The organism is Enterobacter sp. Y17, assembly GCF_019730495.1.
GTDB lineage: Bacteria > Pseudomonadota > Gammaproteobacteria > Enterobacterales > Enterobacteriaceae > Enterobacter > Enterobacter asburiae_B.
The window spans coordinates 1,479,083-1,505,202 of record NZ_JAASKP010000001.1 but is presented as its reverse complement, the minus strand read 5'-3'; the positions used below and the strand labels follow the sequence as shown (position 1 = coordinate 1,505,202).

Here is a 26,120-nt window from a genome sequence, read left to right as displayed (position 1 = left end):
ACAATGGGAAAGGCGATGCTATCCCATTAACATCCAGGTTGCCGGTAGGGCAGCAACCAGTAACAGTCCAATTAATGCCATCTCACGGCGCTTCAGCGCGTTCTCCAGCTGATGCGTGCGGCGGGCGTAGATAAACACCAGCAGACCCGGTGCGTACAGCACTACCGACAGCAGCAGATGCATAGGCCCGGAAGCATACAACAACCACAGGCCGTAAATACAGGCTCCGACACCCACGACATAATGCGCCGGGCGTGTGGCAATTTTTAACAGATACGCACCCACTAGGAAATAGGGTACCAGAATCATCTCCGAGGCGATGGTCAGCAGGGTGTTATAGTCTGAACCTGTGAGCCAGATCAGCACCAGACAGACCTGAACGCTGATGTTGGTCAGCCAGAGCGATGCCGACGGCGCGCTGTTTTGGTTTTGACGGGCGAACAGACGTGGAAACGCCTTGTGCGTCGCGGCCAGGAACGGCACTTCAGCCGCCATGATGGTCCAGCTAAGGTAAGCGCCGCAGACGGAGACGATCAGCCCTGCGGCAATCACCACGTCGCCCCAGGGACCGAGCATTTTCACCATCAGGCCCGCCATTGACGGGTTACGCATTTCAGCCAGCTCAGGACGCGCCACCACGCCCAGCGACAGCAGCGTGACCAGCAGATAGACCCCCAGCGCGGCCAGAACGGCCAGCAGCGTGGCGCGGCCCACATCGCGTTTATTCCTGGCCCGGGCAGAAACCACGACCGCGCCTTCAACACCGATGAACACCCACAGGGTAATCAGCATCGTGTTTTTCACCTGCTCCCAGACGGGCACGCCCAGCGCGATACCGGTGAAATCGAGCTTAAAGATGTCCATACGGAACGCAATAAAGGCCAGAACGATAAACAGGCCGAGCGGAACCAGTTTCGCCAGCGTCGCCACCAGGTTGATGCTGGCGGCCGTTTGTACGCCACGTAACACCAGCCAGTGGACGAACCACAGCAACACCGAGGCGCCCACAATAGACTGCCAGGTATTCCCGTCGCCAAAGAGGCGCAGCTCAGGCGTATCGGTAAAGAAACTGAGCGCTGAGAAGACGATCACAAGATAAGAGACGTTGGCGATAACGGCACACAGCCAGTATCCCCACGCGGAACAGAAGCCAATCAGCTCGCCGAAACCTTCACGCGCATAGGTGAAAATGCCGCCGTCCAGATCCGGGCGAATGCGGGTGAGCAGCAGCATCGCGAAGGCCAGCAGCAGTATGCCGACACCCGTAATGCCCCAGCCAATGATGAGCGCGGAAGGGCTGGCAACGGCCGCCATATTTTGCGGCAAACTGAATACACCCGCACCCAGCATTGAGCTTAAAACGAGTGCAGTCAGAGCACTCAGGCCAAGTTTCTTTTCCATTGGCTTCCTGTTATGAAAGGTCAAAATCCAGAATAATTATTTCGCTCAGGCGCATAAAAATGGTGGATCACACTAAGGCGCGGGATTTTACGGAGTGTAACGAATGCATGCAATGACGTGAGGCAGAAATTCAAAAAAAGTAACAAAAAAAGGCGGCATTGCGCCGCCTTTCGTCAACGATGTTGTTACTTGTACAGATCGGCGCTGATGGTCACGTTGTTACCACGTTCCTGCCACTGGCGGGTGATGTGGTAGTACTTCGCCCCTTTCTTCGCCGCACGCTTCGCGACCTGGTAAGAGACTTCCGTCATGTTGCCGTAGTTGCCGGTAAACTTGATGCTGTCGAACGGCACCATCTGCGCTGCAGTGGCGTTGTTCAGCTCTTCAATTTTGGTACCGTCAGGCAGCGTAACGGAGTAACGGCCACCTTTCGTGGACTGCGTTTCGAAGAAACGGCCCACTTCAGCGCTTGGGGCAGCCGTCGTTGCTACGCCTGGAATTTCAACTTTCTTCGCTGCTTCGCCGCCTTTCGCTATCGCCGCGCGACCTGCTTCTGAATTTGCCGGGATGGCATCCGGGCTCTGCAGAACACGTTTTTTCGCATCTTTTTTATAGATGAACGCGGTAATACGCTGGTTGCCACCCTGGTTAGCATCGACCTGACGCACGATGAAGAAAGAGTAGGCCCCTTTCTCTTTCGCGGCTTTGGTGATGGCATCGTTCACTTCAGGCTGGCTGCGATAGAAGCCCTGAACGGTGACGGTGTCGTAAGGTTCCAGCTCAATCGCCTGATCTTTCGGCAGTTCAACAACACCGTTGATCACGCGGTTTTTCGGTGCGTCAGCTTTTGGCGCATTGTCTTTGAACAGCGCGATAGTTACGCGCAGGTTACCGCTGTTGCCGTAATCGGACTGGTCAACGACATAAAACGAGGCCGCCCCGTTTTTATCAGCGGCTTTTGATGCAGCGGCGACGGCGTCGCCAATAGAATTATAACGACCCACAATGACCGTATGGTCAAAAGGTTTTAACGCTGCCGCTTGCTCCGGCGTTAACTCTGTTGCGGCATTCGCAGACAGGGCGGTCGCGGAAAGAAGTGCGGACGCCAGGAGTGTGTTCTTAAGCTTCATAAAAATGATCCTTCGCCTTGCGCAAACCATGTACTGGTATTGTTGTTAATTTGAGACGGTCCCGATTATTGCATTTAAAACCCGTCGCTGTCTGCGCCATTTTTCACTGCCTGTGCTTACTGAATCACCGAATTCGATAACATTTAGTGATATGTTGAAAAAACACGCGTTTGACAAGTAAAACTGATAAAGCATATGACTTTTACAAGTTAATTTAATGTTAACAAGTTGTTCTGTTATGGCGCTATATCATGTTTTTACCGCTTCGCTTGCGCGATTTATCGGTTCTGGCAGTGAATTTAAAGTAAATATCACTGTCAGTGACGCCGATCGCTTATTTTTCACAGACAAAGTAAGAAATAGTGTTTTCTGGCGGTAGATCACGGGCGCTATTTTCAGTAGGTTATAGACAGTTTGTTACTGTTTTATTTTCCGGGGTTAATCATCTCTCGTCGCTCGCGCGATGGCGAAAATTGATACAAACCGCGGGCATTTATCGATAAACCATCATCAAAAACCGATGGAAGGGAAAACTATGCGTATTGGGGTACCAAAAGAACGGTTAGCCAATGAGACCCGCGTAGCGGCAACACCGAAAACGGTGGAGCAACTGCTTAAACTGGGTTTTACGGTCGCGGTTGAAAGCGGCGCGGGCAAACTGGCGAGTTTCGATGACGAGGCCTTTATCCAGGCTGGCGCGGAAGTGGTCGACGGTGCTGACGTCTGGCAGTCGCCGGTGATTCTGAAGGTCAACGCACCGGAAGAGAGTGAGATTGCGCTGCTGAATCCGGGAACGACCCTGGTGAGCTTCATCTGGCCTGCGCAAAACCCGGAGCTGATGGAGAAGCTGGCGGCCCGCGGCGTGACCGTGATGGCAATGGACTCCGTGCCGCGCATTTCGCGCGCGCAGTCGCTGGATGCCTTGAGCTCCATGGCAAACATTGCCGGCTACCGCGCTATTGTTGAAGCGGCCCACGAGTTTGGTCGCTTCTTTACCGGTCAAATCACCGCCGCGGGTAAAGTCCCTCCGGCGAAAGTGATGGTGATTGGCGCTGGCGTGGCGGGCCTTGCCGCAATCGGTGCGGCAAACAGCCTGGGCGCTATCGTACGCGCCTTTGACACCCGTCCTGAAGTAAAGGAACAGGTCCAGAGTATGGGCGCCGAATTCCTTGAGCTGGACTTCAAGGAAGAAGCAGGCAGCGGCGATGGTTACGCGAAGGTAATGTCCGAAGCCTTCATCAAAGCCGAAATGGAACTCTTCGCCGCTCAGGCGAAAGATGTCGACATTATTGTCACCACCGCGCTTATCCCGGGTAAACCGGCGCCGAAGCTGATCACCCGTGAGATGGTTGACTCCATGAAGCCGGGCAGCGTGATTGTCGACCTGGCCGCCCAAAACGGCGGTAACTGTGAATATACCGTTCCAAATCAGGTAACCACGACCGCTAACGGCGTGAAGGTGATCGGCTATACCGATCTGCCGGGCCGCCTGCCAACGCAGTCTTCTCAGCTCTACGGCACCAACCTCGTCAACCTGCTGAAGCTGCTTTGCAAAGAGAAAGACGGCAACGTCACCGTTGATTTCGACGATGTGGTGGTGCGCGGCGTCACGGTGGTCCGTGAAGGTGAAATTACCTGGCCTGCGCCGCCTATTAAGGTTTCTGCTCAGCCTCAGGCGGCACCGAAAGCGGCGCCTGAGCCAAAAGAACCCGCCAAACCCGCTTCTCCATGGCGCAAATACGCGATCATGGCGCTGGTGATTATTCTGTTCGGCTGGCTGGCTGACGTTGCGCCAAAAGAGTTCCTCGGCCACTTTACCGTCTTCGCGCTCTCCTGCGTCGTGGGCTACTACGTGGTGTGGAACGTCTCCCATGCGCTGCATACGCCGCTGATGTCGGTAACCAACGCCATCTCCGGGATCATCGTGGTGGGGGCGTTACTGCAGATTGGTCACGGCGGCTGGATCAGCTTCCTGAGCTTTATCGCGGTGCTGATCGCCAGTATCAATATTTTCGGTGGTTTCACCGTGACTCAGCGCATGCTGAAAATGTTTCGTAAAGGCTAAGGGGTAGCATATGTCTGGAGGATTAGTGACAGCTGCATACATTGTTGCTGCAATCCTGTTTATTTTCAGTCTGGCGGGGCTTTCCAAACACGAAACGTCTCAGCAGGGGAATAACTTTGGTATCGCCGGGATGGCGATTGCGCTGATTGCCACCATCTTCGGGCCGGATACCGGCAACGTGGCGTGGATCCTGGTGGCGATGATCATCGGCGGCGCGATTGGTATTCGCCTGGCAAAACGCGTTGAAATGACCGAGATGCCGGAGCTGGTTGCCATTCTGCACAGCTTCGTGGGTCTGGCTGCAGTGCTGGTGGGCTTCAACAGCTACCTGTATCACGAACCGGGTCTGGAACCGATTCTGGTGAACATTCACCTGACGGAAGTGTTCCTCGGTATCTTCATCGGTGCGGTGACCTTCACCGGCTCCATTGTGGCGTTCGGCAAGCTGCGCGGGAAGATCTCCTCTAAACCGCTGATGCTGCCAAACCGTCATAAGCTGAATCTGGCGGCGCTGGTGGTGTCGTTTGTACTGCTGGTGGTCTTCGTGCGTACCGAAAGCGTCGGTCTGCAGGTGCTGGCGTTGCTGGTGATGACCATCATCGCGCTGGCGTTCGGCTGGCACCTGGTGGCGTCCATCGGCGGTGCGGATATGCCGGTGGTTGTCTCGATGCTGAACTCCTACTCCGGTTGGGCGGCAGCGGCGGCAGGCTTTATGCTGAGCAACGACCTGCTGATCGTCACCGGTGCGCTGGTGGGTTCTTCCGGTGCGATACTGTCTTACATCATGTGTAAGGCGATGAACCGCTCGTTCATCAGCGTTATCGCCGGTGGTTTCGGGACCGATGGGTCTTCTTCCAGTGCGGATGAAGAAGTGGGTGAGCACCGCGAAATTTCTGCGGAAGATACCGCAGACATGCTGAAAAACTCGCACTCCGTGATCATCACTCCGGGCTACGGCATGGCGGTGGCGCAGGCGCAGTATCCGGTTGCGGAAATCACCGAGAAGCTGCGCGCGCGGGGCATCAAGGTTCGCTTTGGTATTCACCCGGTGGCAGGGCGTCTGCCAGGCCACATGAACGTACTGCTGGCGGAAGCGAAAGTGCCATACGACATCGTGCTGGAAATGGATGAGATCAACGATGATTTCGCCGACACCGACACCGTGCTGGTCATTGGCGCCAACGATACCGTTAACCCTGCTGCACAGGACGACCCGGGTAGCCCAATCGCCGGTATGCCTGTTCTGGAAGTGTGGAAGGCGCAGAACGTGATCGTCTTCAAACGCTCCATGAATACCGGCTATGCCGGGGTTCAGAACCCGCTGTTCTTCAAAGAGAACACCCACATGCTGTTTGGCGATGCCAAAGCCAGCGTGGATGCGATTCTGAAATCACTGTAAGTTGCGTTGAAACGAAAAAACCGCCGAATTCGGCGGTTTTTTTTATTGCCGGGTGGCGCTGACGCTTACCCGGCCTACGGTTTTGTAGGCCCGGCAAGCCTGCGCCGCCGGGCGTCAGGCGTTAATCGTCTTCAGGATCGTCCAGCTCAACCGGCGTCTGATACTCATCCGGCTTAATGACCAGCAGGTCGCAGCGCAGATGGTCGATCACCTGTTCGGCGGTATTGCCGAGGAATGCGGCAGAAATACCGGTTCGGCCAATGGTGCCCAGCACCACAATCCCCGCCTGCAGGTGTTCCGCCAGGTCCGGGATCACCTCTTCAGGCAGGCCTTTTTCCACGTGAGTCATTTTCTCATCGATGCTGAATTTCTGGCGCAGCGCTTTCATGGCCAGCAGATGCTGACCGCGGATCGCGTCGTTGTACACGCTTGGGTCAAATTCAGGGAGCTCAATGGCAATGTTAATCGGGGTGACCGGATAGGCGCCTACCAGATGCACTTCGGTATGATTCACCTGATCGGCAAGCTGGATGGTCTCCTTCACCAGCTTCTCGTTCAGCGAATTGTGGTAATCCTCTTCGCTCGCGAGGTTTACCGCCACAACGGCTTTCCCGCCTTCAGGCCACGGCTGGTCTTTCACCATCCAGACCGGGCAAGGGCATTTGCGCAGCAAGTGCCAGTCGGTCGGGGTGAAGATGACGGATTCCAGCTTGTCGTGCTGGTGCGCCATCTTCAGCAGCAGGTCGTGCCCACCGGCGACAATTTCCTGGATGATGGCTTCGAAAGGTCGGTTATGCCAGACCACTTTAATATCAATGGGCACGCCCGCTTCCAGGTAATACTTCGCCTGTTCACGGATCCACGCGGTACGCTGGCTGATGACGCCCTGACGCATAGCGGTGCGCTCGTCAGGCGACAGAAGGGTGGTCATCTCATACGAGAAGTCATAGATCGGCAAAAACGCTTTGATTTTGCCACCAATCCGTTGATGTAAATACACAGCACGTCGTAATGCCGGCTGATCGTCCTGATTCGGATCGATAGCTACCAGCATGTTTTGATACTTGGCCATACAGGTCTCCTTACTACTGTCACCACAGTCTGTAATTAAAAGAGTAACCTATATATCCTGAATGAAACAGAGGGGAGGTTTTGCCAGATCAATAATTCATGAAAATTTATCAGAGGAAAAGTACCGTCGTCGTCACCGCGATAAACGCAATAAACAGCAGCACCATCACCGCTATCGCAAAGGTCGTGGAGTCCTGGACGTAGGTTTTTTCTTCCCCCTTCATCGGACCGACAAGCATGATCCAGATGAAGATAAAGGTCACAGAGGCAATCACGACTGAAACGAAAAACAAACTTTCTCTCAATTCATAACCTCAACGAGAACCTTTCGGGCGCTGTGTGGGGACGTGCTACGGTGAAAATATCTTGAAACGGAAGTGATTACACCAGACCAATAAATCACAAGAATTTATGGTCTGGTCATCAACATGCGGAGAGTTACGCCACGTTGCGGGCGTGCCCGGCAAGAACGGCAAGCGCTTCACCGTTTTCGATAGTGATGTATTTACCTTTAACGGCCAGCATCCCGCTTTTCTGGAAACGGCCCAGCAGACGGCTGATGGTTTCCACGGTCAGACCCAGGTAGTTGCCGATATCGCCACGCGTCATCGTCAGACGGAATTCACGCGGCGAGAAGCCACGCTCGGCGAAGCGGCGGGAGAGGTTGTAGATAAACGCGGCCAGGCGCTCTTCTGCGTTCTTTTTAGAAAGCAGCAGAATCATGTCCTGATCGCCTTTGATCTCACCGCTCATCAGACGCATCATCTGCTGACGCAGGTTAGGCATCTTACCGGACAGATCGTCCAGGGTTTCAAACGGGATTTCGCAAACCATTGAGGTTTCGAGTGCCTGAGCAAAGCTCGGGTGATGGCCCGTGCCGATGGCATCAAAGCCCACCAGGTCGCCCGCCAGATGGAAGCCGGTGATCTGCTCATCACCTTGTTCGGTGATGGTGTAGCTCTTGATGGTGCCAGAACGGATAGCATAGAGCGATTTCAGTTCGTCTCCCGCTTTAAACAGCGTCTGCCCTTTCTGAATAGGCTTTTTGCGCTCGATGATATTATCAAGCTGATCGAGTTCATGCTCATTCAGGGTAAACGGGATACAGAGCTGGCTGATGCTGCAATCCTGGCAATGGATAGCACAACCGCCAGACTGAATGCGTCGTATAATTCGCTTTTCCGGGATCATAGGTTTGCTCAAGCCTTAATTGATATTGGTCAATTTTAACATCTTTTTGGTAAGTACGTAAGCCTGACAAACCCTCAATAAGGACAAGAGACGGCAACGTGTCGCCATCTTCTTGAAATTCCACAGCTTGATTATGGATTTTTAGCCTAACCGGTAGAAAATTAAGCACAAAAAGCCTGGGAGCTAGAGCAGGAGATACCCTTCGTGACGCAGCAACCACTCTTTTCGCTGCACGCCGCCGGCATAGCCTGTCATGGTGCCGTTGCGGCCAATGACGCGATGGCACGGCACCACGATGCTGACCGGGTTAGAGCCGTTGGCGGCACCCACCGCGCGTGCGGCGCCTGCGCGGCCTAGCTGTTCCGCGAGCTGGCCGTAATGCATGACCTGCCCGCAGGGAATGGACCGCAGCGCCTGCCACACTTCGCGCTGAAAAGGCGTGCCTGCCGTGGCGGTTGGCAGAGTATCAATGATGCTGAGATCGCCTTCGAAGTAGGCGGCAAGCTTGTCGCTCAGCCCGCCCGGGTTGGTGGCGCGGATACGTTCATACCCCTGCGAGCGGTAGTGAACATTGAGCAGTTCTTCCATCCGGTCGCTGTGCTCTTCCCATTCGACGGCGCGCAGGCAGAACTGCTCGTCCGCGATCACCCACAGCGGCCCGAGCGGCGTCGCAATCTTATCTTCGAGTAATCTCAGCATCCTCATTCCTTTAGTTCAGCCTCGGGTAAATCCCCGGCCCAATCGGCAGGCCGACAAGATACCATGCCACCAGCATCACCAGCCATACCCCTAAAAAGATAAGCGGGTAGGGTAAAACCAGCGAATAGTAGGTACCCAGTTTGGCCTCGGGTTTATAGCGCTGCAGGAAGCCTAAAAACAGCGGAACAAACGGCGAAACCGGCGCCAGCGGAATCACCGAGGAGTCCGCGATGCGGAACAGGATCTGGGCAAACGCAGGATGAAAACCCAGCATCATAAACATCGGTACGAAGATCGGGGCCAGAATCGACCAGATGGCGGAGCCGCTGGCGATAAACATGCACAGCAGGGATGACAGCAGCGCCAGGCCGACAAACGCCGGTACGCCGCTTAGCCCGGCAGCCTCCAGCGCGTCGGTCAGGCCCACGGCCATAAACTTGCCCATGTTGCTCCAGTTAAACATCGCCACAAACTGCGCCAGCGGGAACACCATCACGATAAATCCCGCCATCTCTTTCATCGGCTCGATCATCAGCTGCGGCAGATCGCCCTGACGGCGGATCTTACCGGTCGCGATACCGTAGGCGAGCGAAACGACAAAGAAGAAGAGGATAATCAGCGGCACGATGCCCTGAATAAACGGCGACGGCAGGACGGTATGTTTAACCGGATCGCGCAAGATGCCGTTTTCCGGCACCACCATCAGCGCCACCAGCGCGATAAAGGCCAGCGAGACAACGCCCGCCACGCGCAGGCCGAAGCGCTGCTCTTTGCTCAGGGTTTCCAGCTTTTCATCGCTACGGCCTTCCCATTTACCCAGCCGCGGCTCGATGATTTTATCGGTAATCAGCCCGCCGACAATCGTCAGGACAATCACTGAGCTCGCCATAAAGTACCAGTTGTCGATCACGCTGACGTGCATGGCCGCATCAATGGTCTTCGCCGCCTCCGTGCTGATGCCAGAGAGCAGCACGTCGGTGGTGACGATCAGCAGGTTAGCGGTAAATCCGCAGCCCACGCCCGCAATCGCCGACAGCAGGCCCGCCACGGGATGACGCCCGACGGCGAGGAAAATCAGCGCCCCCATCGGCGGCATGATCACCAGCGCGGCGTCGGAGGAGATATGGCTGAAGAAGGCGATAAACAGCACCATATAGCTCGCGTAACGCGCGCTGACGTGAGAAGCCATCTTCACCATTAATGCGGGCAGCAAGCCCACGCGTTCAGCCAGCCCGGCGCCCAAAACCAGCGCCAGAATGGCGCCCAGCGGGGCGAAGCCGCTGAAGTTTTTGATGACGTTGGGTAAAAACCAGTGCAGCCCGTCAACGCTGAGCAGGTTTTTCACCGCCACCAGGCTGCCGTCGGCCGGGCTGCGCACGCTCACGTCAAAGGCGGAGAGCACGGCGGTGGCGACCATTAAAATCACAATCAGATAGATAAACAGCAGGAAAGGGTGCGGCACTTTATTGCCGATCCTTTCAACCCAGCCATAGAGCTTACCGGATGGGGAATGCGAAGGTATGGATGACATACTCATGGGCGTTCCTCGGGAGTGTTGTGTTGTTGTGTTGTGTTTTTTTATTTTAAAGGTGACGGTGTCACGCCCTGTGGGATCGGACACACGTACGGTTTTTCTTGTATTTGTTGTTCGAACTCTTCACGGCATTTTTTCAGCAGCGCCGCGTCCTGCAGCAGATTGAGCGCGGTTGCGCCCATCACTTTTCCGGCCAGCAGCATGCCTTTGTGGGCAATGGAGGTACGGCCCTGCGCCACCAGTTGCCAGGTGTGCAGCGGCGTGCCGACGGTAAAGCAGGGGCTGAAGCACTGGGCGACCGGCATTTTCCAGCTGACGTCGCCCACGTCGGTTGAACCCGCCAGCACATTGTCGGTGATGGCATAGGGCGCGACTTCATCCACCAGCAGCGTCTCCTGATGACGCCGGGCAAAGGCTTTACCCGCATCACCGCCCGTCGCGGCAATATTTTTCAGGCTGTTTTGCAGATCGTTGGGCGTCAGGGTGGCGCGGATCTCGCGGGCGAAGGCGCGTTCTTCCTCCGTCCAGAGCGGCGTGCCGTAGTGCTGCAACGCGCGATACATCGCCGCTTCAAGCGTGCGGTTCGGCAGGTAGCTGGAGCAGGCTTTATCAAAGCGGCACTCGACGGTGGTTTCGGTCATCATCGCCGCGCCCTGGGCGATTTTTTCGATGCGTTCGTAGATCTGCTGCGCATCGGCCATCTCCGGGGCGCGGATCAGGTACAGCACCTCCGCCTGCGCCTGCACCACGTTGGGCGAAATCCCGCCGGTGTCGGTGATGGCGTAATGGACGCGCGCTTTCTCAATGATGTGTTCGTTAAGGAAGTTGGTGCCGGTGGTCATCAGCGTCACGGCGTCGAGCGCGCTGCGTCCCAGATGGGGGGAGTTGGCCGCGTGTGCCGCCACGCCGTGAAAACGCCAGGCGGCCTGAATATTCGCCAGCGTGCTGACGTTAAACATCCCGGCGAAGGCTTCCGGATGCCAGGTGACGGCGGCATCGACGTCATCAAACAGGCCTTCGCGCACCATAAAGGTTTTCCCGGAGCCACCTTCCTCGCCGGGACAGCCATAAAAACGCACCGTTCCGCTGCCGCCGTGCTGCTCCAGCCAGCTTTTCACCGCCACCGCGCCCGCAAGCGCCGCGGTGCCTAAGAGGTTATGCCCGCAGCCGTGGCCGTTGGCTCCCGGCGTGGCGGATTGCGCCGTCGCGCAGTGCGCCTGCTGGCTTAGCCCGGCCAGCGCGTCGTATTCGCCCAGCAGGGCGATGACCGGTTTCCCGCAGCCGAAGCTGGCGATAAAGGCATTTGGAATACCGCCGGCCTCGCGCGTCAGCGTGAAGCCCTCGGCCTCAAGCTCGCTGGCGAGCCGCTCGGCGGACCAGAACTCTTCAAAGCGGGTTTCAGGACGATCCCAGATCGCGTCGGCAATATCGGTTAACGTTCGACATCGCGTGTCGATCGCATCGGCAATAAAATCGTAGTTCTCCTGCATTACACACCTCGCGTCCACGTGAAATTGAGCGCAGTTCGCGCCAGCGTTTCAATGGCGATGGCCATGACCTGCTCATCGAAGTCGAATTTTTCGTTGTGATGTCCGGCGCTCAAATCCGTGCCGAACACCATATAGGACGCCATGCCGCCGTTCTCCTGCACGCGGGCCATCATCAGCGTGGCGTCTTCGGAACCCGCTGGCGCTTTCACCTTGTCGATGGCGTGAATAACCCCGGAAACCTGGCTCGCCTGTTCGCGCAGGTAATCCACCCACGCCGGTGTCGGCGCGCTGGACGTCGCGGCACCCATCAGGCGCATCTCAGCGCGCACGCCGTAGAGCGCCGCTGCGCCGGTAATGACCGCCTGCGCGCGTTCAAAGACGTACTGATTAATCGCTTCGCTTTCACCGCGGGTTTCAACCTTTATCAGGGCATTGGCGGGCACTACGTTGCGTCCGCTGCCCGCCTGCATCACCCCGACGTTCACCCGGGAGGCGCCGTCGCTGTGCGGGGCGATGCTGTGCAGGGCGAGGGCGGCCTGCGCGGCGGCGAGCAGGGCGTTACGTCCGTCCTCCGGCTTACCGCCCGCGTGTGCGGCAACGCCGGTAAAGTTCACGTCGAACTTGGTGGTGGCCATAAAGTTATCGCTGCCGCAAATCACCGTTCCGGCAGGGACGCCGGTACCAATATGGATGGCCGTAAAATAGTCCACGTCGTCCAGCGCCCCGGCGGCAACCATGGCGCGCGCCCCGCGAGTGCCTTCTTCGGCTGGCTGGAAGATCAGCTTGATGGTGCCGTTGAGCTGTGCGTCATTCTGCTTAAGCACCTGCGCCAGCCCCAGACCAATAGCGGTGTGGCCGTCGTGCGCGCAGGCGTGCATCATGCCCGCGTTGCAGGAGGCAAACCCGTCGCGGAACGGGCGATGGCTTTCATCCAGCGCTTCGCTTAAGTCAAGGGCATCCATGTCGACGCGAAACGCCAGGGTCGGTCCAGGGCGGCCGGTATTGAGGGTCGCCACAATGCCGGTAAACCCGCCTTCAAACGGCGCCAGCCATTTCTCAGGCGCGCCCTGCGCCCGCGCGCGGGCAAACTCTTGCGCCAGGGTAGCGGCATCGGGCAGCCCCATCCGGCTTTCGGCATCGACGACGTCGCGGCCCATCGCCAGTTCGTAGCCCAGCGAGTCGAGGATTTCCGCGACTTTCGCGGCCGTTCGAAACTCTACCCAGCCGGATTCCGCGAAATGGTGAAAATCGCGACGCCATGCGCTCAGCTGCGGGGATAGTGTCTGGATGTACTGCGCCAGTGTGTCCATATCTGTTCCTGTCATCATTAAAATATGTGAACTGCTTCACGCTGTGATAGTTTTTACTTATCACTAACCGATTTTTCACAGTTTTAACCGTTCAGGAATTACCCTCGCACATCCCTTTCCATTAAAGTAGATGACAGTTTCTTTGCTCTGATAAACAACGGTTATCGGTCGGGCTATGACATTCCAGATTAAATTTCATCAAATCCGGGCGTTTGTTGAGGTAGCGCGTCAGGGCAGCATTCGCGGTGCCAGCAGGACGCTGAATCTTTCCCAGCCGGCGCTGACCAAATCCATCAAAGAGCTGGAGGAGGGCATGGCGGCGCAGCTTTTCGTGCGCAGGAGTAAAGGCGTCGCGTTGACCGAATGCGGTGAGGGTTTTTACCAGCGCGCCAGGTTGATTCTGGAAGAGCTGCGCGCGGCGCAGGATGACATCCGTCAACGGCAGGGGGAGCTGGCCGGGCAGATCAACATCGGGATGGGGGCCAGCGTTTCACGCACGCTGATGCCCGCCGTTATCACCCGCTTTCATGCGCAGCATCCGCAGGTCAAGGTGCGGATTATGGAAGGGCAGCTGGTGTCGATGATCAATGAATTACGCCAGGGCGAACTGGACTTCACCATCAACACCTATTATCAGGGGCCTTACGACCAGGAATTTACGTTTGAAAAGCTCTTCGAAAAACCGTTTGCGGTATTTTGTCGGGAGGGGCATCCGGCAATGGGGGCAACGTCAATTAATGAGCTCCTGCATTATAACTGGACAATGCCGACGCCGCGGGGAAGTTATTATAAGCAATTAGAGGAGGTATTTAGCGATCGTTCGCAAATACCGCGAATTGGTGTGGTTTGCGAAACATTTTCTTCCTGTATTAGCCTGGTCGCGCAAAGTGATTTTTTAAGCATATTGCCGCAGGAGCTGGGCTGTGACCCGCTGCTGGCGCACCGTCTGGTCATGCTGCCGGTTATCGAATCGCTTCCTAAAGCAACATATTATTTAATTCAGCGCCGTGATTCACGTCAGACGCCCCTTGCTGAGTCATTAATTACGCAGTTCAGAAGGGAAGCGAGAAAAATAATCGTCGCGTGAAATGCAGATTAAAAAAACAGGATCTGCCCGACATCAGACAGACCCTATAGTACACACAGCAGTGCGTCCTTTCGCCAATCCTGGGTATTATTTCCATGAGGCAGGTATATTTAGGTATAACACCTTTTCTGAAAAATGAAAGGCGGGCGAGTGATTGATTTCACGAAATTTTAACATAAATCACGTATTTTACCTTTGCTGAAATTTTAGTTAAGTCTTATTTAAATCTATTTAATAATTACTATATATATTCATCAGGTTAATATTATTGCCGCGCATTGCCCCGTAACGGTGATTGAGGCCGGTCTCTGGCGCAGGTATAGTACAGTCCTCAGATGCAGCCGGAGGATGTCCATGAACCCTGACGACAAATCATTTTTTCTTGACGCCATGGAAGATGTCCAGCCCCTGAAGCGCTGCGCGGATATTCACTGGCAGCCCAGCCGCAATACGCGGACGCGCGAGGAGGTGGATAGCGAACAGCTGGATAACTTCCTGACGCTGGATTTTCTTGACATGCTTCCCCTGGAAGAACCGCTGGCGTTCCAGCGCGAAGGGGTACAGCAGGGCGTTATCGATAAGCTGCGCTCGGGGAAATATGCCCGCCAGGCCAGCTTAAACCTCCTGCGCCAGCCCGCCGAACGCTGCCGTCAGATGCTCTATTCTTTTATTCGCCAGGCCGGACGCGACGGGTTACGCAATCTGATCATCATTCACGGGAAAGGGCGCGAGCAGAACTCGCATCCCAACGTGGTGCGCAGCTATCTGGCGCGCTGGTTAACCGAGTTCGAGGAAGTGCAGGCCTTCTGCGTGGCGCTGCCGCATCACGGCGGCAGCGGGGCATGTTATGTTTCACTGCGAAAATCAGATGAGGCAAAACGGGATAACTGGGAGCGGCACGCCAAGCGCAGCCGCTAGCGGGCGATCTCCTCGCCCGCCGGTGACTCAGAACGTTTCCCAGTTGCTGTCGGTGGAGGCGGTTGTCGTTGCCGGGCGCAGCAGCTGTGGCGTTTTCAGACTGGCGGGGCGCGGGGCGACCGCTTTTTCTTTGCCGTTCAGACGAAACGCGGCTACCGCCTGGCGCAGCTGCTCGGACTGATCTTCCAGTGCCGCAGCCGCCGTGGCGGACTCCTGCACCAGCGCGGCGTTTTGCTGCGTCACGCTGTCCATCTGCGAAACGGCCAGGCTCACCTGCTCAATACCGCGGCTCTGCTCGTCAGAGGCAGATGAAATCTCACCCATGATATCGGTCACGCGGGTGACGGCGGCGACAATTTCCTTCATGGTGGTGCCAGCCTCGCTGACCTGCTCAGAACCGGTATTCACCCGGCTGACGGAGTTCTCGATAAGCCCTTTGATCTCTTTCGCCGCCTGCGCGCTGCGGCTCGCCAGCGTACGGACTTCACCTGCAACAACCGCAAAACCACGGCCCTGTTCCCCGGCGCGTGCCGCTTCCACCGCGGCGTTAAGCGCCAGAATGTTGGTCTGGAACGCGATGCTGTCGATCACGCCGGTAATATGCGCAATTTGCTGCGAACTGTCGGCGATTTCGTTCATGGTGCGAACCACGTTATCCACGACGTGACCGCCGCGCGCGGCCGTTTCAGAGGCGTTTTTCGCCAGCAGCGTGGCCTGACGGGCGTTATCGGAGTTCTGCTTAACCGTCGCGGTCAGCTCTTCCATGCTGGCGGCGGTCTCTTCGAGCGAGGCGGCCTGCTGCTCGGTGCGGGCGGAAAGATCGTTGCTCCCTGCGGCAATTTCGCCTGCGCCGGTGTAGATGGAATCCGTACTTCCCCGTACGGCGCTGACGGTGGTCACCAGCGACTGTTGCATCTCATGCAGGCCCGCGGCCAGCTGGCCCATCTCATTGCGACCGGAGATAGCGATCTCCTGCGTCAGGTCGCCCCCTGCAATGGCGCGAATATGGTTCATAATGGAGTGGAGGGGTTTTAACAGCAGGTGCTGTAAACCCTGCCAGATGACCACCAGAACCGCGATAACGGCCAGCAGAATAGCCGCCAGCGTCCACTGCATCTGCGTGAAGCTGCTCTGGTTCTCTTCGGTTGCGGCCTTCAGCAGGGTGTTGTTTTCGGCGCGCCAGCGGTTATAGACCGCCTCCATCTCGTCCTGCGCCTGCTGGGCGTCCAGATCGCCATAGGCCTGGTAGTTGTCGGCACGCAGATACTCAATCGATAGGCGCATCACTTCGTGCATCTGGTTCCAGGACTTCTGCATCTCGTCGGTTAATGCTGCCTCCTGGCCGTTAACCTGCGGCAGCTTCTGCCACTCTTTGTTATAGGCTTCGGCTTTTGCCAGCGAGTCGGCTGCGGTGCCAAGCAGTTTATTGATCGCCGCAAGGGAAGCCGGATCGCGCTGGTTTTTCAGGTAGCGGATCGCCACGCGGGTGACGGTGACGCGTGTTTTCACCAGCGTGTTCACGCTGTCGCTCAGGCTTTCCTGCTGGGCATTGAGCACGCCGGAATTCTGGAAGTTATGGCGATCGTTGCTGACGGCAGAGTAGAACAACCCTCCCGTGACAACTTGCAGCAGACAGAATATGGTGAGGGCAAAGATAATACCGGTAATCACGTGCAAATTTTTCAGCATAGCGGTCGTCCGTTAGAAAGGATGCAGAGGTACACCAATACTATCGTCGTATAGAATTTAAACTTTAATTTAACTCGCGCTTAACTAAGGGCTCCGGTGAGGAACCTGTTGTAAATCCGGATCATTTTTATGAGGAAGGTTAACATGAGCAGCATTGATAAAAGCGGGACGTACGCGCTCGGGACGCGGACGGTAAAACGACTGGGCTACGGTGCGATGCAGCTCGCCGGGCCGGGCGTCTTTGGTCCACCGAAGGATAAGCAGGCCGCGCTGGACGTGCTGCGCGAAGCGGTGGCGGCGGGGGTGAACCACATTGATACCAGTGATTTTTATGGTCCTCATGTCACTAACCAGCTGATCCGCGAGGCGCTTCACCCTTATCGGGACGATCTAACGCTCGTCACCAAGATTGGCGCCCGTCGCAACGACAAAGGTGCCTGGCTGCCGGCCTTTTCCGCGCAGGAACTGACCCAGGCGGTGCATGACAACCTGCGTAATCTGCAGCTGGACGTGCTGGACGTGGTGAATCTCAGAATCATGTTTAGCGCGCACGGGCCGGCGGAAGGGTCAATTGCTGAACCGCTCTCCACCCTGGCCGAATTACAGCAGCAGGGTCTGGTGCGTCATATTGGCCTGAGCAACGTCACGGCCACCCAGGTTGCGGAAGCCCAGAAAATGGTTCCGGTGGTGTGCGTGCAGAACATGTACAACATTGTGAACCGGGGTGACGACGCGCTGGTGGATCTGCTGGCGCAGCAGAGGATCGCGTATGTACCGTTCTTCCCATTGGGAGGCTTTACGCCACTGCAATCTTCCGGGCTGAAGGCCGTCGCGGATTCACTGGGCGCCACGCCAATGCAGGTTGCGCTGGCATGGCTGCTGCAACGTTCCCTGAATATTCTGCTGATTCCTGGCACCTCTTCCGTGGCGCATCTGCGGCAAAACCTCGCGGCGGGGGAGCTGCGTTTGCCGCCTGAAGCACTGGAAACGCTGAATTCGCTGAGGGATTAAAAGTGACACGCGCAAAGCCTGGAGGGTGCTTCCGGCTTTGCGCGCTTAGGCTCCTGTCTGACTTTTCTGCCTGTGAAGCGCTAACGCTTCCGCCACAATCTCCTGCTTGCTCTTACGCGTCTCAAAGGCGGTGGTTCTGATGTACTCCATCAGATCGGAATCGATGCGGGCGCTCAACATCCTGAGATCGGCCTCCTTTGCCAGACCGCGTGCAACACGCTTGTCTGGATAGTCACGGGCTGGCATTGAAAATATTCTCCAGTAAGTCTTGTTAATTCGTTCGGTAAAATATGCTTTTATCTGACTTAAAAGTCAATGTGTAGTTATTGCATAGTGATGTTATTTTTTATAAGTCATAAACCAGATGACTTTTATATGACTTCTGCTGTCAGGCCTGTTAACGGCGGGCAACGTTGCTAAATTAAAACCGCTCAAACTTCAACGCGTTTGGGTTCGCCTTTGGAAATGACCTTGATCCTTGTTCATAATCCGTAATACTGTATTTATATACAGTATCTGGCGAGAAAGGTATTATGGACACTCTCTTTTCTTATCACCCAAAACAAGACATTGAATTACCTTTTTTTTTAGAACGCGTGGCCTGTGGTTTTCCCAGCCCGGCGCAGGATTATGTGGAGGATCGTCTCGATCTTAACCGGCTGGCAGTCAGACACCCCAGTGCGACCTATTTTATCAAGGTGAGTGGAGACTCCATGATTGGAGCGGGGATCGGCGACGGCGATCTGCTGGTGGTCGATCGTTCGTTAAATGCCGAACACGGGGATATCGTCGTGGCGTCGGTCGCCGGTGAGTTTACGGTGAAAGAGCTACAGACCCGCCCGGTTCTGAGACTTCTGCCGCATAATGCCCGCTATCAGCCGATTACTTTTCGGTCCGAAGAGGAGCTGCAGATCTTCGGCGTCGTCACCCACACGCTCAAAACGCATAAACATGTTCGCGCTGGTTGATGTGAATAGCTTTTACGCCTCCTGCGAGCGGGTATTCCGCCCCGATCTGCAGGGGAAACCCATCGTGGTGGTGTCCAATAACGACGGCTGCATTATTTCGCTGTCGCGGGAGGCAAAGCAGTTCGGCATAAAAATGGGTGAGCCGTATTTTAAATTCAAAGAAAAGCTATATCCGTCAAAAGTTTACGTCTTTAGCTCGAACTATGCGCTGTATGCCGATCTCAGCAGTCGGGTCATGCAGACGCTGACCGATCTCGCCCCGGCAATAGAGATTTACTCCATCGATGAAGCGTTCGTGAACGTTTCAGGGGTCAGCCACTGCCTGTCGCTGGAAGCGTTCGGTCACCAGATGCGCACAGAGGTCTTTAAAAATACGGGCCTAACCGTTGGCGTCGGTATTGCCCCGACCAAAACCCTTGCAAAGCTGGCCAACTATGCGGCGAAACGCTGGGCCAGCACGGGCGGCGTGGTCGATCTCTCAGGCCGCGAGCGGCAGCGTAAGCTGCTGGAAAAGGTTCCGGTAGAGGAGGTGTGGGGCGTAGGGCGGCGCATCACGAAAAAGCTCAACGCTATGGGCATTACCACGGCGCTGGAGCTGGCGGAAGCGTCGTCCTGGGTCATCCGCAAACATTTCAACGTGGTACTGGAGCGGACGGCCCGCGAGCTGCGCGGTGAGCCCTGTCTTGATCTGGAGGAGTTCACCCCCACCAAGCAGCAAATCATCTGTAGCCGTTCGTTTGGACACCGTATTACCCAATATGAAGAGATGCACCAGGCCATTTGCGCCTACGCGGAACGCGCTGCGGAAAAACTGCGCGGCGAGCATCAATACTGTTGTTTTATCAGCGTGTTTGTGCGCACCAGCCCGCACGCGGATAACGAAATTTATTACGGCAATCAGGCTTCCGTCACCCTGATGACGCCTACCAATGACTCACGGGATATCATCCGCGCCGCCACGGAGGCGCTGGGGCGTATATGGCTCGACGGCTATCGCTATATGAAAGCCGGGGTCATGCTTGCGGACTTTTTCAGCAGCGGCGTCGCCCAGCTTAACTTGTTTGACGATAATCGCCTGCGCGCCAACAGCGCGGCGCTGATGGAAACGATCGACAGCCTGAATCATTCCGGCAAAGGGAAGATATGGTTTGCCGGGCAGGGTATTGAGAAATCCTGGGCGATGAAGCGTGAGATGCTGTCACCGGCCTATACGACGCGGTACGCCGATTTGCCGGTGGCGAAGTAGAAGATGGTTGCGTTATTTCTTTTGCGTCAACCAGGTTGCCGCAGCCGTCAGCACGCCAATCCACGGCATTTGGCCCGCTCCGGCCAGGAAGTTATGGCGATCGATCTCGTTATTTTTACGGATATCGGCAAGGCGGGTAAGCGCCTCTTTTTCATCCGCGGCGCCAATCTCCTCAAACTGTTTTTCAAACCCCTGAGCGATGAGCTGAGCGGCCGCATCGGTGTTTGCGCTCTCGATCGCTATGAGGTTCGGGCCTTTTTGGAAAAAACGGTAATCCGGCATAAGTGCTCCAGAAAGAGGAGGATACGGTAAAAACACTCTATTCCTGGCGGTTAAAAAATGCACGTGATTTACGGCGGAAATAATCAATTTTTCTTTATTATTTCAGGCAGTAACTGCTCGATTACGCTGACGACCTTTCTGACGCGCTGCGGAATAAAGCGGGCGTCAGGGTAGACGGCATAGAGGAAGCGATCGGGTAACCGCCAGTCGGGCAGCACCGGTACCAGCGTGCCCGCCTGCAGCGCCCTGGCCACGAGCGGTCGCTGCATGCCGCCGATACCCATGCCGGATTCCAGCGCCTGCAGCAGCGCGTCGCTGGTGTTGGCTCGGAAAACGGTATTCACGTTGATCTCGACCGTTTCCTCGTCGGACATCAGGCGCAGGGGGGCATCCAGCGGAATACCGCTGAACCGTACGTGTGGCAGCGTCGCCAGCTCGCTGACGGCGTGTACCACCTGAAAACCGGGAGCGGCAAACAGCGCGGCTTCAATACGCGCCAGCACGCGAGCCGCGTGCGCCTGCGGAGGCTCACTGCCCAGCCGTATCGCGACATCCACGCCCTCCGTCACCAGATCGGCAAGGCGGTCATCCAGGGAAATCATCAGCTGCAGTTCGGGATGCAGGCGCTGTAGCGCCAGCAGATGCGGCAAAAAAATCTGCCCCAGGCCGCTCGGCAACTGGACATGGACGCGTCCCTGAACGCGATGGTCGGCAGGATGTAAACGCCTTTCCGCTTCCCCCATGGCGTCCAGCACAAGCTGCATATCACGCCGGTAACGTTCACCCTGTTCGGTCAGCTTCATCGTACGCGTCGTACGGTGCAGCAGCACCACGCCAAGCTCATCCTCAAGTGCCGCGATCTGTTGACTGACGGCGGACTGCTTAATCCCGGTCTGCCGGGCGGCCGCCGAAAACGAGCCCGCTTCAGCGACGCGTAGAAAGGTAGAAATGGCGGTGAGCTTATTATTCATTTAATGATTCTGCTTATAAGTGCCATCGGTTTCAGGGGATATCTCCAGAAAAAATAATAGATCACACTGCGTCTGTCACCCTTTGCGGAGAAACACCATGAATAAGATGCAGCAGCACAACGTCGCCCTGGTCGCGGGGGCCAGCGGCATTGTCGGCAGACAGCTGGTCAACACGCTCCTGCACCATCAGTGGGAAGTGATCGGCCTCAGTCGCCGCGAGGTAACCCATCCGGACGGCATTCCCATGGTGAACGTTGATTTACTGGATGCGCAGGACACCGCAAGGGCGCTGCACGCCCTGAACGGTATTACCCACATCTTTTACAGCGCCTGGGCGAACGCGGCGAACTGGACGGACATGGTTGAGCCGAACGTCACCATGCTGCGCAATCTGGTCAGCACCCTCGAAAAAACGGCACCTTTGCAGACGGTCAGCCTGATGCAGGGGTACAAAGTCTATGGTGCGCATCTGGGGCCGTTTAAAACCCCGGCGCGGGAAAGCGATCCCGGCGTGCCGGGTGCCGAATTTAACGCCGCGCAGCTCGCGTGGCTCAGCCAGTTTCAGCGGGGGAAAGACTGGCACTGGAATGCCATCAGGCCGGGCGTGGTGGGGAGCCCGGTACCGGGCAATGCCATGAACCTTGCGCTGAGCATCGCCCTGTACGCCTCCCTGTGCAGGGCGCAGGGTTTACCGCTGCGTTTTCCCGGTTCGGAACAGGCCTGGCACAGCATCGTTGACCATACCGACGCCGGGCTGCTGGCCGAGGCCACGCTGTGGGCCGCCGCGTCACCTGCGGCACAGAATCAGGCGTTCAACGTAAACAATGGCGATATCTGGCGCTGGAGCGAGCTGTGGCCGCGTATTGCGCGCTGGTTTGAACTGGACTCTGCGCCGCCGGTGAGGCTGTCATTTCATCAGCTGTTTAACGACTATCGCGGCGTATGGCGCGAGCTTGCCGAAGAGGGGCTGGCGGAAGCGGATATTTTGCAGCTGAGCGACGGCCATTTTGCCGATTTTGTCTTTGGCTGGAATTACGACATGTTTGGTGACGGGAGCAAGCTGCGCAGGGCGGGCTTTACGCAAATGCAGGCGACCGATGAGATGTTTTTCAGCCTGTTCGCGCAGATGAGAGCCGCGCGGATTATTCCCTGATGAGCCTGGGCGTCCTGGGGCAGCCCAGGACGCCGGGTGCTTACTCAACCGTTAACGCATTCACAACTTCGGCCACGCTTTTCACGCTGCGGATGTTCCCAATCCCCGTGCCGAGCGCGATATAGCCTTCATCGGTATTATCTTCCAGCATGCCCAGGCGCAGGCCCCGTAATCCTCCCATCGCCTTGCCCAGCGCGTCGTTGCTTGCGCCAGCTTTATCCATCGCCGCCAGTTTTTCCGCCAGCTTGCCGGGAAGAGCGCGGTAGTAATGGGGCACGGTGCGGAAAAGCAGCAAATCGAGACCGTTGGCGGCAACGATTTTCTCTTTGACCCCCTGCGGCACGCGGCTTTCTTCCGTGCTGATAAAGACCGACCCGGCAAACACGCCTTCCGCACCCAATGCATGGGCCGCTCTGGCGGAGCGACTGTCGGTAATGCCGCCCGCGGCCATCACCGGGATGTGCTTCACGGCATCGGCAATCAGCGGCACGATGGAAAAGGTGCCAAGCACCGTAGCGGGTAACGTCCCGCCCTCATCAAAACCGGTGGCGACGATAATGTCAGACCCCATTTCTTCTGCGAGGCGGGTGTTCTCAGGAGTTGGGTTGATATCGCGGTAGATAATGGCGATACCCGCCTCTTTTAACTCGCGGAACAGGGCGGGAATAATGCTGCCTTCCCCGTAGCCCGTATACACCACGGCCCTGACGCCTTCGTCTTTCACCACCTGAAGAATAGGCCCAGTCCAGACGTCATTAACGGCCGTGGGGATCAGGTTCACGCCAAACGGTTTCTCGGTCAGCCGTTTGGTTTTACGAATTTCTTCGCGCATTTTTTCGGCGGTCTCTTCCGGCGTGGAGACCGCGGTGTCGGCGGTTAAACCGGCATTGGGCCCCAGCACGCCGAGCCCTCCGGCATTGCTGACCGCAGCAACTAAACGGGCATCCGTGAGCCAGGATAACGGCCCCTGAATAACAGGTTTTTCGATGCCCAGGATCTGACAAATACGGTTATTTTTCATAGCAGACTCTCCCTCACGTTTGAATGGGGAAGAGTGTAGGGCGGAGGATTGTTAGGAAAAATAGCCAAAAAGATTCATCACTGTTATAAAATTAATAACAATCATATTATTCTGCTCGCGGCAAAAGCATTCCTTATGCAAATAAACCTCTTTGAAGCTCTTCGAATTTTTATTGAAATTGTCGAGTCAGGCAGTCTTAGCCAGGCGGCGGAGAATCTGCAGATCCATCGTCCGGCAGTCACCAAAGCGTTACAGCTTCTGGAGCAGCACAGCGGCACGCGGCTACTGCAGCGCACAACGCGTCGGATTAGCCTGACCCCGGATGGGGAAGCGTTTTATCGCCGGAGTAAACCCCTGCTGGCGCAGGCGGACGAATTGCTGGAGTCGTTTGGTACGGACCGGGCAATACACGGCCAGCTGCGTGTGGATATGCCGGTCTCTTTTGCCACGCTGCGGGTGATACCTAATCTGCCTGATTTTTATCGTCAGCATCCTGAGATCGACATCATTCTGAGCAGCTCTGACCGCCGTCGGGATATGCTGCGGGATGGCCTGGACTGCGTGCTGCGCGTGGGAGAGCTGGAGGACGGTGACTACATCGCGCGTAAAATCGGGAACATCAAAATCACGACCTGCGCCAGCCCGGCCTGGCTGGCAAAGCACGGTACGCCAGAAACGCCGGATGATTTACGCAAACATCAGGCCATCAACTGGATTAATAACCGCAGCAGACAAATTCATCCGTGGACGTTTACCACGCCAGAAGGCATCGCGGAAATTACCCTGCCCGGTAAGCTTGTCGTGGATAACTCCGAAGCCTACATCGCGGCAGGTCTGGCCGGACTGGGGTTAATGCAGGGGATGAATCTCTTTCTCCAGCCTTACATTGACCGCGGTCTTCTGGTTGAAGTCCTGCCGGACTATCGCTCGCCGGACCGCAAGCTGTCACTGCTCTATCCACACCGCCACCTCTCCCGCAAGGTGCGGGTCTTTACCGAGTGGCTGGAGACTCTGGTGTGAAAGCGGCCAGCTCGTGACACAGCGCGCCAATCTGTTCTACGGCGTTCAGCAGGCGGGGCGTGGGTTCGTTTGCGCAGTTCAGCCGCAGAAAGTGCGTTAACTCTGCGGCAGGTGAAAACAGGGGGCCAGGGCTGACGCCAATGCCCAGCGCCAGCGCGCGACGGTGCACCTCCAGCGCGTTGACCCGCTGAGGCAGTTCAACCCACAGCAGGAAACCGGCAGCGGGCACGTTAACGCTCGTTCCGGGGGGAAAGCTCGCCTTGACCTGCGCCACGACGGCGTGAACGCCCTCTGCGATCCGGCGCTTCAGCCGCCGCAGATGGCGATCGTAGTCGCCGCTCGCCAGAACCTCGCTCGTCGCCGCTTCCAGCAGCGGGGCGCCAGCCCATTCTCCGGCCATGCGGGCCTGTAAGACCTGCGGGGAGTAGCGTCCGGCGGCGATCCAGCCGATTCGCCATCCGGGCGCAAGCGTTTTGGACAGGGAACTGCAGTAAATCACATTCCCGCTCTGGTCGAACGCCTTGCAGGCCGGAGGGCGTTGCCCCTCGCCGACCAGGTCACCGTAAACATCGTCCTCAATCAAAGGAATTTCAGCCTCTTCAAGCAGGGCAACCAGTTCCTGCTTGCGCGCGACGGGCATGCTGGCACCCAAAGGGTTTTGCACGGTGGGCGAGGCCAGAACGGCCACAGGGCGGTGGCGGCGAATGGCGTCCGCCAGCGGTTCCAGCAGCAGGCCTTCCACAGGGTCGGTGGGGATCGCTAAAGCCTTCAGGCCTAAATCTTCCAGCAGCAGGAGCGTGCCAAAGTAGGCGGGCTGCTCAATCGCCACGACATCGCCCGGCTGGCACACGGCCCGAAGGGCCAGGCGCAGCGCCTGCGTCGCGCCTGCGGTAATAATGAGATCGTCCGCGCCGAACCGGGCTCCCCACTGGGCAGAACGCGCGGCAATCCTGCTTCGCAAATCCCGCCTTCCCGGAGGCAGGCTGTAGCTCTGTCCATGCGCGTCCAGGCGACGGCCCGCAGAGTGCAACGCCCGCTGCAGGGCATCTCCCGGCAGCCACGCGGGATCGGGCAGGGCGGCGCCCAGCGGGATCAGCCGGGCTTCTGCACTGCTGAACAGCGACCGGGCCACGGCGGACATTGTGACGGGGACCGGGCCCGGCGTGGAACGCGCGGGCTCCGCGCGCGCAGGCTGGCTGGTCTGGCGGATGTAATAGCCTGAACGCGGGCGCGCAACGATCAGCCCTTCAGCCTCAAGGCAGCGAAGGGCCTCCAGCGCCGTCGGAAGGCTAACGCGCTCGCGTTCGGCCAGTTTGCGCGCGGAGATCATCCTGTCACCGGCGCGTAGCGCGCCGGACGTAATGGTAAGACGCAGCATATCCGCAATACGGCGATAGTGAGGAGAGGACTGGGACGGGGCAGACATGGGTAACTGTTCAGGCTAATTTTCGATAAAACTGACTA

At 57.0% G+C, this 26,120-nt stretch carries 24 protein-coding genes; 9 read left to right on the top strand and 15 right to left on the bottom strand.

Annotated features, from left to right (window positions below; translation table 11 throughout):
• Positions 1 to 18: 18 nt before the first annotated feature.
• Both HCH49_RS06925 and ydgH read right to left on the bottom strand, forming a co-directional pair.
• Positions 19 to 1,401 (bottom strand): amino acid permease, encoded by a 1,383-nt coding sequence (locus HCH49_RS06925; protein ID WP_048980409.1) that lies wholly within the window; start codon positions 1,399 to 1,401, stop codon positions 19 to 21.
• A 185-nt stretch (positions 1,402 to 1,586) separates the two neighbouring features.
• Positions 1,587 to 2,531 carry a DUF1471 family protein YdgH gene (gene ydgH, locus HCH49_RS06920; RefSeq protein ID WP_033145347.1) on the bottom strand — a complete coding sequence of 315 codons (945 nt, stop codon included), beginning with the start codon at positions 2,529 to 2,531 and terminating at the stop codon, positions 1,587 to 1,589.
• 535 nt (positions 2,532 to 3,066) lie between these two features.
• Between ydgH and pntA the strand changes: the two genes are divergently transcribed.
• Both pntA and pntB read left to right on the top strand, forming a co-directional pair.
• Positions 3,067 to 4,596 carry a Re/Si-specific NAD(P)(+) transhydrogenase subunit alpha gene (pntA, locus tag HCH49_RS06915; RefSeq protein WP_069302717.1) on the top strand — a complete coding sequence of 510 codons (1,530 nt, stop codon included), beginning with the start codon at positions 3,067 to 3,069 and terminating at the stop codon, positions 4,594 to 4,596.
• 10 nt (positions 4,597 to 4,606) lie between these two features.
• The gene (gene pntB / locus HCH49_RS06910; protein ID WP_024909329.1) at positions 4,607 to 5,995 is read left to right on the top strand and encodes a Re/Si-specific NAD(P)(+) transhydrogenase subunit beta; all 1,389 of its coding nucleotides are present in this window, start codon (positions 4,607 to 4,609) and stop codon (positions 5,993 to 5,995) included.
• Between the two features lie 121 nt (positions 5,996 to 6,116).
• On the opposite strand, the gene uspE is transcribed toward pntB, so the two are convergent.
• From uspE to HCH49_RS06875, 7 genes are all read right to left on the bottom strand, one after another.
• Entirely contained in the window at positions 6,117 to 7,067 is a 951-nt protein-coding gene (uspE, locus tag HCH49_RS06905) for a universal stress protein UspE (protein ID WP_023335478.1), read from the bottom strand.
• A 109-nt stretch (positions 7,068 to 7,176) separates the two neighbouring features.
• On the bottom strand, positions 7,177 to 7,359 hold the full coding sequence (locus tag HCH49_RS06900; protein ID WP_014883604.1) for a hypothetical protein: 183 nt from the start codon (positions 7,357 to 7,359) through the stop codon (positions 7,177 to 7,179).
• Positions 7,360 to 7,504: 145 nt separating this feature from the next.
• Positions 7,505 to 8,257 (bottom strand): fumarate/nitrate reduction transcriptional regulator Fnr, encoded by a 753-nt coding sequence (fnr, locus tag HCH49_RS06895; RefSeq protein WP_006174991.1) that lies wholly within the window; start codon positions 8,255 to 8,257, stop codon positions 7,505 to 7,507.
• Positions 8,258 to 8,440: 183 nt separating this feature from the next.
• Positions 8,441 to 8,956 carry a methylated-DNA--[protein]-cysteine S-methyltransferase gene (ogt, locus tag HCH49_RS06890; RefSeq protein ID WP_039262722.1) on the bottom strand — a complete coding sequence of 172 codons (516 nt, stop codon included), beginning with the start codon at positions 8,954 to 8,956 and terminating at the stop codon, positions 8,441 to 8,443.
• A 10-nt stretch (positions 8,957 to 8,966) separates the two neighbouring features.
• The gene (gene abgT / locus HCH49_RS06885; protein ID WP_029740288.1) at positions 8,967 to 10,493 is read right to left on the bottom strand and encodes a p-aminobenzoyl-glutamate transporter; all 1,527 of its coding nucleotides are present in this window, start codon (positions 10,491 to 10,493) and stop codon (positions 8,967 to 8,969) included.
• 41 nt (positions 10,494 to 10,534) lie between these two features.
• Positions 10,535 to 11,980: a M20 family metallopeptidase gene (locus tag HCH49_RS06880; RefSeq protein WP_221702456.1), complete on the bottom strand. Its 1,446-nt coding sequence runs from the start codon at positions 11,978 to 11,980 to the stop codon at positions 10,535 to 10,537.
• Complete coding sequence (locus HCH49_RS06875) at positions 11,980 to 13,290, bottom strand: M20 family metallo-hydrolase (RefSeq protein ID WP_221702455.1); 1,311 nt, start codon at positions 13,288 to 13,290, stop codon at positions 11,980 to 11,982. Before HCH49_RS06875 ends, HCH49_RS06880 begins: the two co-directional genes overlap by 1 nt.
• Before the next feature lie 175 nt (positions 13,291 to 13,465).
• Here HCH49_RS06875 and HCH49_RS06870 point away from each other — a divergent pair, with 175 nt between their 5' ends.
• The gene (locus HCH49_RS06870) at positions 13,466 to 14,377 is read left to right on the top strand and encodes a LysR family transcriptional regulator (RefSeq protein WP_039262718.1); all 912 of its coding nucleotides are present in this window, start codon (positions 13,466 to 13,468) and stop codon (positions 14,375 to 14,377) included.
• 354 nt (positions 14,378 to 14,731) lie between these two features.
• Positions 14,732 to 15,295: a DNA endonuclease SmrA gene (gene smrA / locus HCH49_RS06865; RefSeq protein ID WP_047061681.1), complete on the top strand. Its 564-nt coding sequence runs from the start codon at positions 14,732 to 14,734 to the stop codon at positions 15,293 to 15,295.
• 27 nt (positions 15,296 to 15,322) lie between these two features.
• Here smrA and tcp read toward each other — a convergent pair whose 3' ends face one another.
• A complete protein-coding gene (gene tcp, locus HCH49_RS06860) occupies positions 15,323 to 16,984 on the bottom strand; it encodes a methyl-accepting chemotaxis citrate transducer (RefSeq protein ID WP_039262714.1) in 1,662 nt (553 codons plus the stop codon).
• A 144-nt stretch (positions 16,985 to 17,128) separates the two neighbouring features.
• Here tcp and HCH49_RS06855 point away from each other — a divergent pair, with 144 nt between their 5' ends.
• On the top strand, positions 17,129 to 17,995 hold the full coding sequence (locus HCH49_RS06855) for an aldo/keto reductase family oxidoreductase (RefSeq protein WP_221702454.1): 867 nt from the start codon (positions 17,129 to 17,131) through the stop codon (positions 17,993 to 17,995).
• 45 nt (positions 17,996 to 18,040) lie between these two features.
• Here HCH49_RS06855 and HCH49_RS06850 read toward each other — a convergent pair whose 3' ends face one another.
• The gene (locus HCH49_RS06850) at positions 18,041 to 18,241 is read right to left on the bottom strand and encodes a hypothetical protein (RefSeq protein WP_045889461.1); all 201 of its coding nucleotides are present in this window, start codon (positions 18,239 to 18,241) and stop codon (positions 18,041 to 18,043) included.
• 287 nt (positions 18,242 to 18,528) lie between these two features.
• Between HCH49_RS06850 and umuD the strand changes: the two genes are divergently transcribed.
• Entirely contained in the window at positions 18,529 to 18,963 is a 435-nt protein-coding gene (gene umuD, locus HCH49_RS06845) for a translesion error-prone DNA polymerase V autoproteolytic subunit (RefSeq protein ID WP_221702453.1), read from the top strand.
• The gene (gene umuC / locus HCH49_RS06840) at positions 18,947 to 20,209 is read left to right on the top strand and encodes a translesion error-prone DNA polymerase V subunit UmuC (protein ID WP_143347117.1); all 1,263 of its coding nucleotides are present in this window, start codon (positions 18,947 to 18,949) and stop codon (positions 20,207 to 20,209) included. Before umuD ends, umuC begins: the two co-directional genes overlap by 17 nt.
• Positions 20,210 to 20,221: 12 nt before the next feature.
• On the opposite strand, the gene HCH49_RS06835 is transcribed toward umuC, so the two are convergent.
• Both HCH49_RS06835 and HCH49_RS06830 read right to left on the bottom strand, forming a co-directional pair.
• The gene (locus tag HCH49_RS06835; RefSeq protein WP_033145359.1) at positions 20,222 to 20,491 is read right to left on the bottom strand and encodes a hypothetical protein; all 270 of its coding nucleotides are present in this window, start codon (positions 20,489 to 20,491) and stop codon (positions 20,222 to 20,224) included.
• A gap of 83 nt (positions 20,492 to 20,574) precedes the next feature.
• Positions 20,575 to 21,462, bottom strand: a complete 888-nt coding sequence (locus HCH49_RS06830) for a LysR family transcriptional regulator (protein ID WP_221702452.1) — start codon at positions 21,460 to 21,462, stop codon at positions 20,575 to 20,577.
• A gap of 97 nt (positions 21,463 to 21,559) precedes the next feature.
• Between HCH49_RS06830 and HCH49_RS06825 the strand changes: the two genes are divergently transcribed.
• Complete coding sequence (locus tag HCH49_RS06825) at positions 21,560 to 22,615, top strand: SDR family oxidoreductase (RefSeq protein ID WP_196354510.1); 1,056 nt, start codon at positions 21,560 to 21,562, stop codon at positions 22,613 to 22,615.
• Between the two features lie 40 nt (positions 22,616 to 22,655).
• Here HCH49_RS06825 and HCH49_RS06820 read toward each other — a convergent pair whose 3' ends face one another.
• Entirely contained in the window at positions 22,656 to 23,636 is a 981-nt protein-coding gene (locus HCH49_RS06820) for an NAD(P)H-dependent flavin oxidoreductase (protein WP_221702451.1), read from the bottom strand.
• A gap of 135 nt (positions 23,637 to 23,771) precedes the next feature.
• Here HCH49_RS06820 and HCH49_RS06815 point away from each other — a divergent pair, with 135 nt between their 5' ends.
• On the top strand, positions 23,772 to 24,656 hold the full coding sequence (locus HCH49_RS06815) for a LysR family transcriptional regulator (protein ID WP_221702450.1): 885 nt from the start codon (positions 23,772 to 23,774) through the stop codon (positions 24,654 to 24,656).
• Here the strand turns inward: HCH49_RS06815 and HCH49_RS06810 are convergent.
• Positions 24,628 to 26,082, bottom strand: coding sequence for a PLP-dependent aminotransferase family protein (locus HCH49_RS06810; RefSeq protein ID WP_221702449.1), 1,455 nt, complete (start codon positions 26,080 to 26,082; stop codon positions 24,628 to 24,630). The two genes, HCH49_RS06815 and HCH49_RS06810, sit on opposite strands and share 29 nt — an antisense overlap.
• Positions 26,083 to 26,120: the final 38 nt, after the last annotated feature.

What these genes read in the sequence shown, in the direction of transcription:
- HCH49_RS06925 (WP_048980409.1), bottom strand. Translation starts at nt 1,401, where the DNA reads ATGGAAAAGAAACTTGGCCTGAGTGCTCTGACTGCACTCGTTTTAAGC.
- ydgH (WP_033145347.1), bottom strand. Translation starts at nt 2,531, where the DNA reads ATGAAGCTTAAGAACACACTCCTGGCGTCCGCACTTCTTTCCGCGACC.
- pntA (WP_069302717.1), top strand. Translation starts at nt 3,067, where the DNA reads ATGCGTATTGGGGTACCAAAAGAACGGTTAGCCAATGAGACCCGCGTA.
- pntB (WP_024909329.1), top strand. Translation starts at nt 4,607, where the DNA reads ATGTCTGGAGGATTAGTGACAGCTGCATACATTGTTGCTGCAATCCTG.
- uspE (WP_023335478.1), bottom strand. Translation starts at nt 7,067, where the DNA reads ATGGCCAAGTATCAAAACATGCTGGTAGCTATCGATCCGAATCAGGAC.
- fnr (WP_006174991.1), bottom strand. Translation starts at nt 8,257, where the DNA reads ATGATCCCGGAAAAGCGAATTATACGACGCATTCAGTCTGGCGGTTGT.
- ogt (WP_039262722.1), bottom strand. Translation starts at nt 8,956, where the DNA reads ATGCTGAGATTACTCGAAGATAAGATTGCGACGCCGCTCGGGCCGCTG.
- abgT (WP_029740288.1), bottom strand. Translation starts at nt 10,493, where the DNA reads ATGAGTATGTCATCCATACCTTCGCATTCCCCATCCGGTAAGCTCTAT.
- HCH49_RS06880 (WP_221702456.1), bottom strand. Translation starts at nt 11,980, where the DNA reads ATGCAGGAGAACTACGATTTTATTGCCGATGCGATCGACACGCGATGT.
- HCH49_RS06875 (WP_221702455.1), bottom strand. Translation starts at nt 13,290, where the DNA reads ATGGACACACTGGCGCAGTACATCCAGACACTATCCCCGCAGCTGAGC.
- HCH49_RS06870 (WP_039262718.1), top strand. Translation starts at nt 13,466, where the DNA reads ATGACATTCCAGATTAAATTTCATCAAATCCGGGCGTTTGTTGAGGTA.
- smrA (WP_047061681.1), top strand. Translation starts at nt 14,732, where the DNA reads ATGAACCCTGACGACAAATCATTTTTTCTTGACGCCATGGAAGATGTC.
- tcp (WP_039262714.1), bottom strand. Translation starts at nt 16,984, where the DNA reads ATGCTGAAAAATTTGCACGTGATTACCGGTATTATCTTTGCCCTCACC.
- HCH49_RS06855 (WP_221702454.1), top strand. Translation starts at nt 17,129, where the DNA reads ATGAGCAGCATTGATAAAAGCGGGACGTACGCGCTCGGGACGCGGACG.
- HCH49_RS06850 (WP_045889461.1), bottom strand. Translation starts at nt 18,241, where the DNA reads ATGCCAGCCCGTGACTATCCAGACAAGCGTGTTGCACGCGGTCTGGCA.
- umuD (WP_221702453.1), top strand. Translation starts at nt 18,529, where the DNA reads ATGGACACTCTCTTTTCTTATCACCCAAAACAAGACATTGAATTACCT.
- umuC (WP_143347117.1), top strand. Translation starts at nt 18,947, where the DNA reads ATGTTCGCGCTGGTTGATGTGAATAGCTTTTACGCCTCCTGCGAGCGG.
- HCH49_RS06835 (WP_033145359.1), bottom strand. Translation starts at nt 20,491, where the DNA reads ATGCCGGATTACCGTTTTTTCCAAAAAGGCCCGAACCTCATAGCGATC.
- HCH49_RS06830 (WP_221702452.1), bottom strand. Translation starts at nt 21,462, where the DNA reads ATGAATAATAAGCTCACCGCCATTTCTACCTTTCTACGCGTCGCTGAA.
- HCH49_RS06825 (WP_196354510.1), top strand. Translation starts at nt 21,560, where the DNA reads ATGAATAAGATGCAGCAGCACAACGTCGCCCTGGTCGCGGGGGCCAGC.
- HCH49_RS06820 (WP_221702451.1), bottom strand. Translation starts at nt 23,636, where the DNA reads ATGAAAAATAACCGTATTTGTCAGATCCTGGGCATCGAAAAACCTGTT.
- HCH49_RS06815 (WP_221702450.1), top strand. Translation starts at nt 23,772, where the DNA reads ATGCAAATAAACCTCTTTGAAGCTCTTCGAATTTTTATTGAAATTGTC.
- HCH49_RS06810 (WP_221702449.1), bottom strand. Translation starts at nt 26,082, where the DNA reads ATGTCTGCCCCGTCCCAGTCCTCTCCTCACTATCGCCGTATTGCGGAT.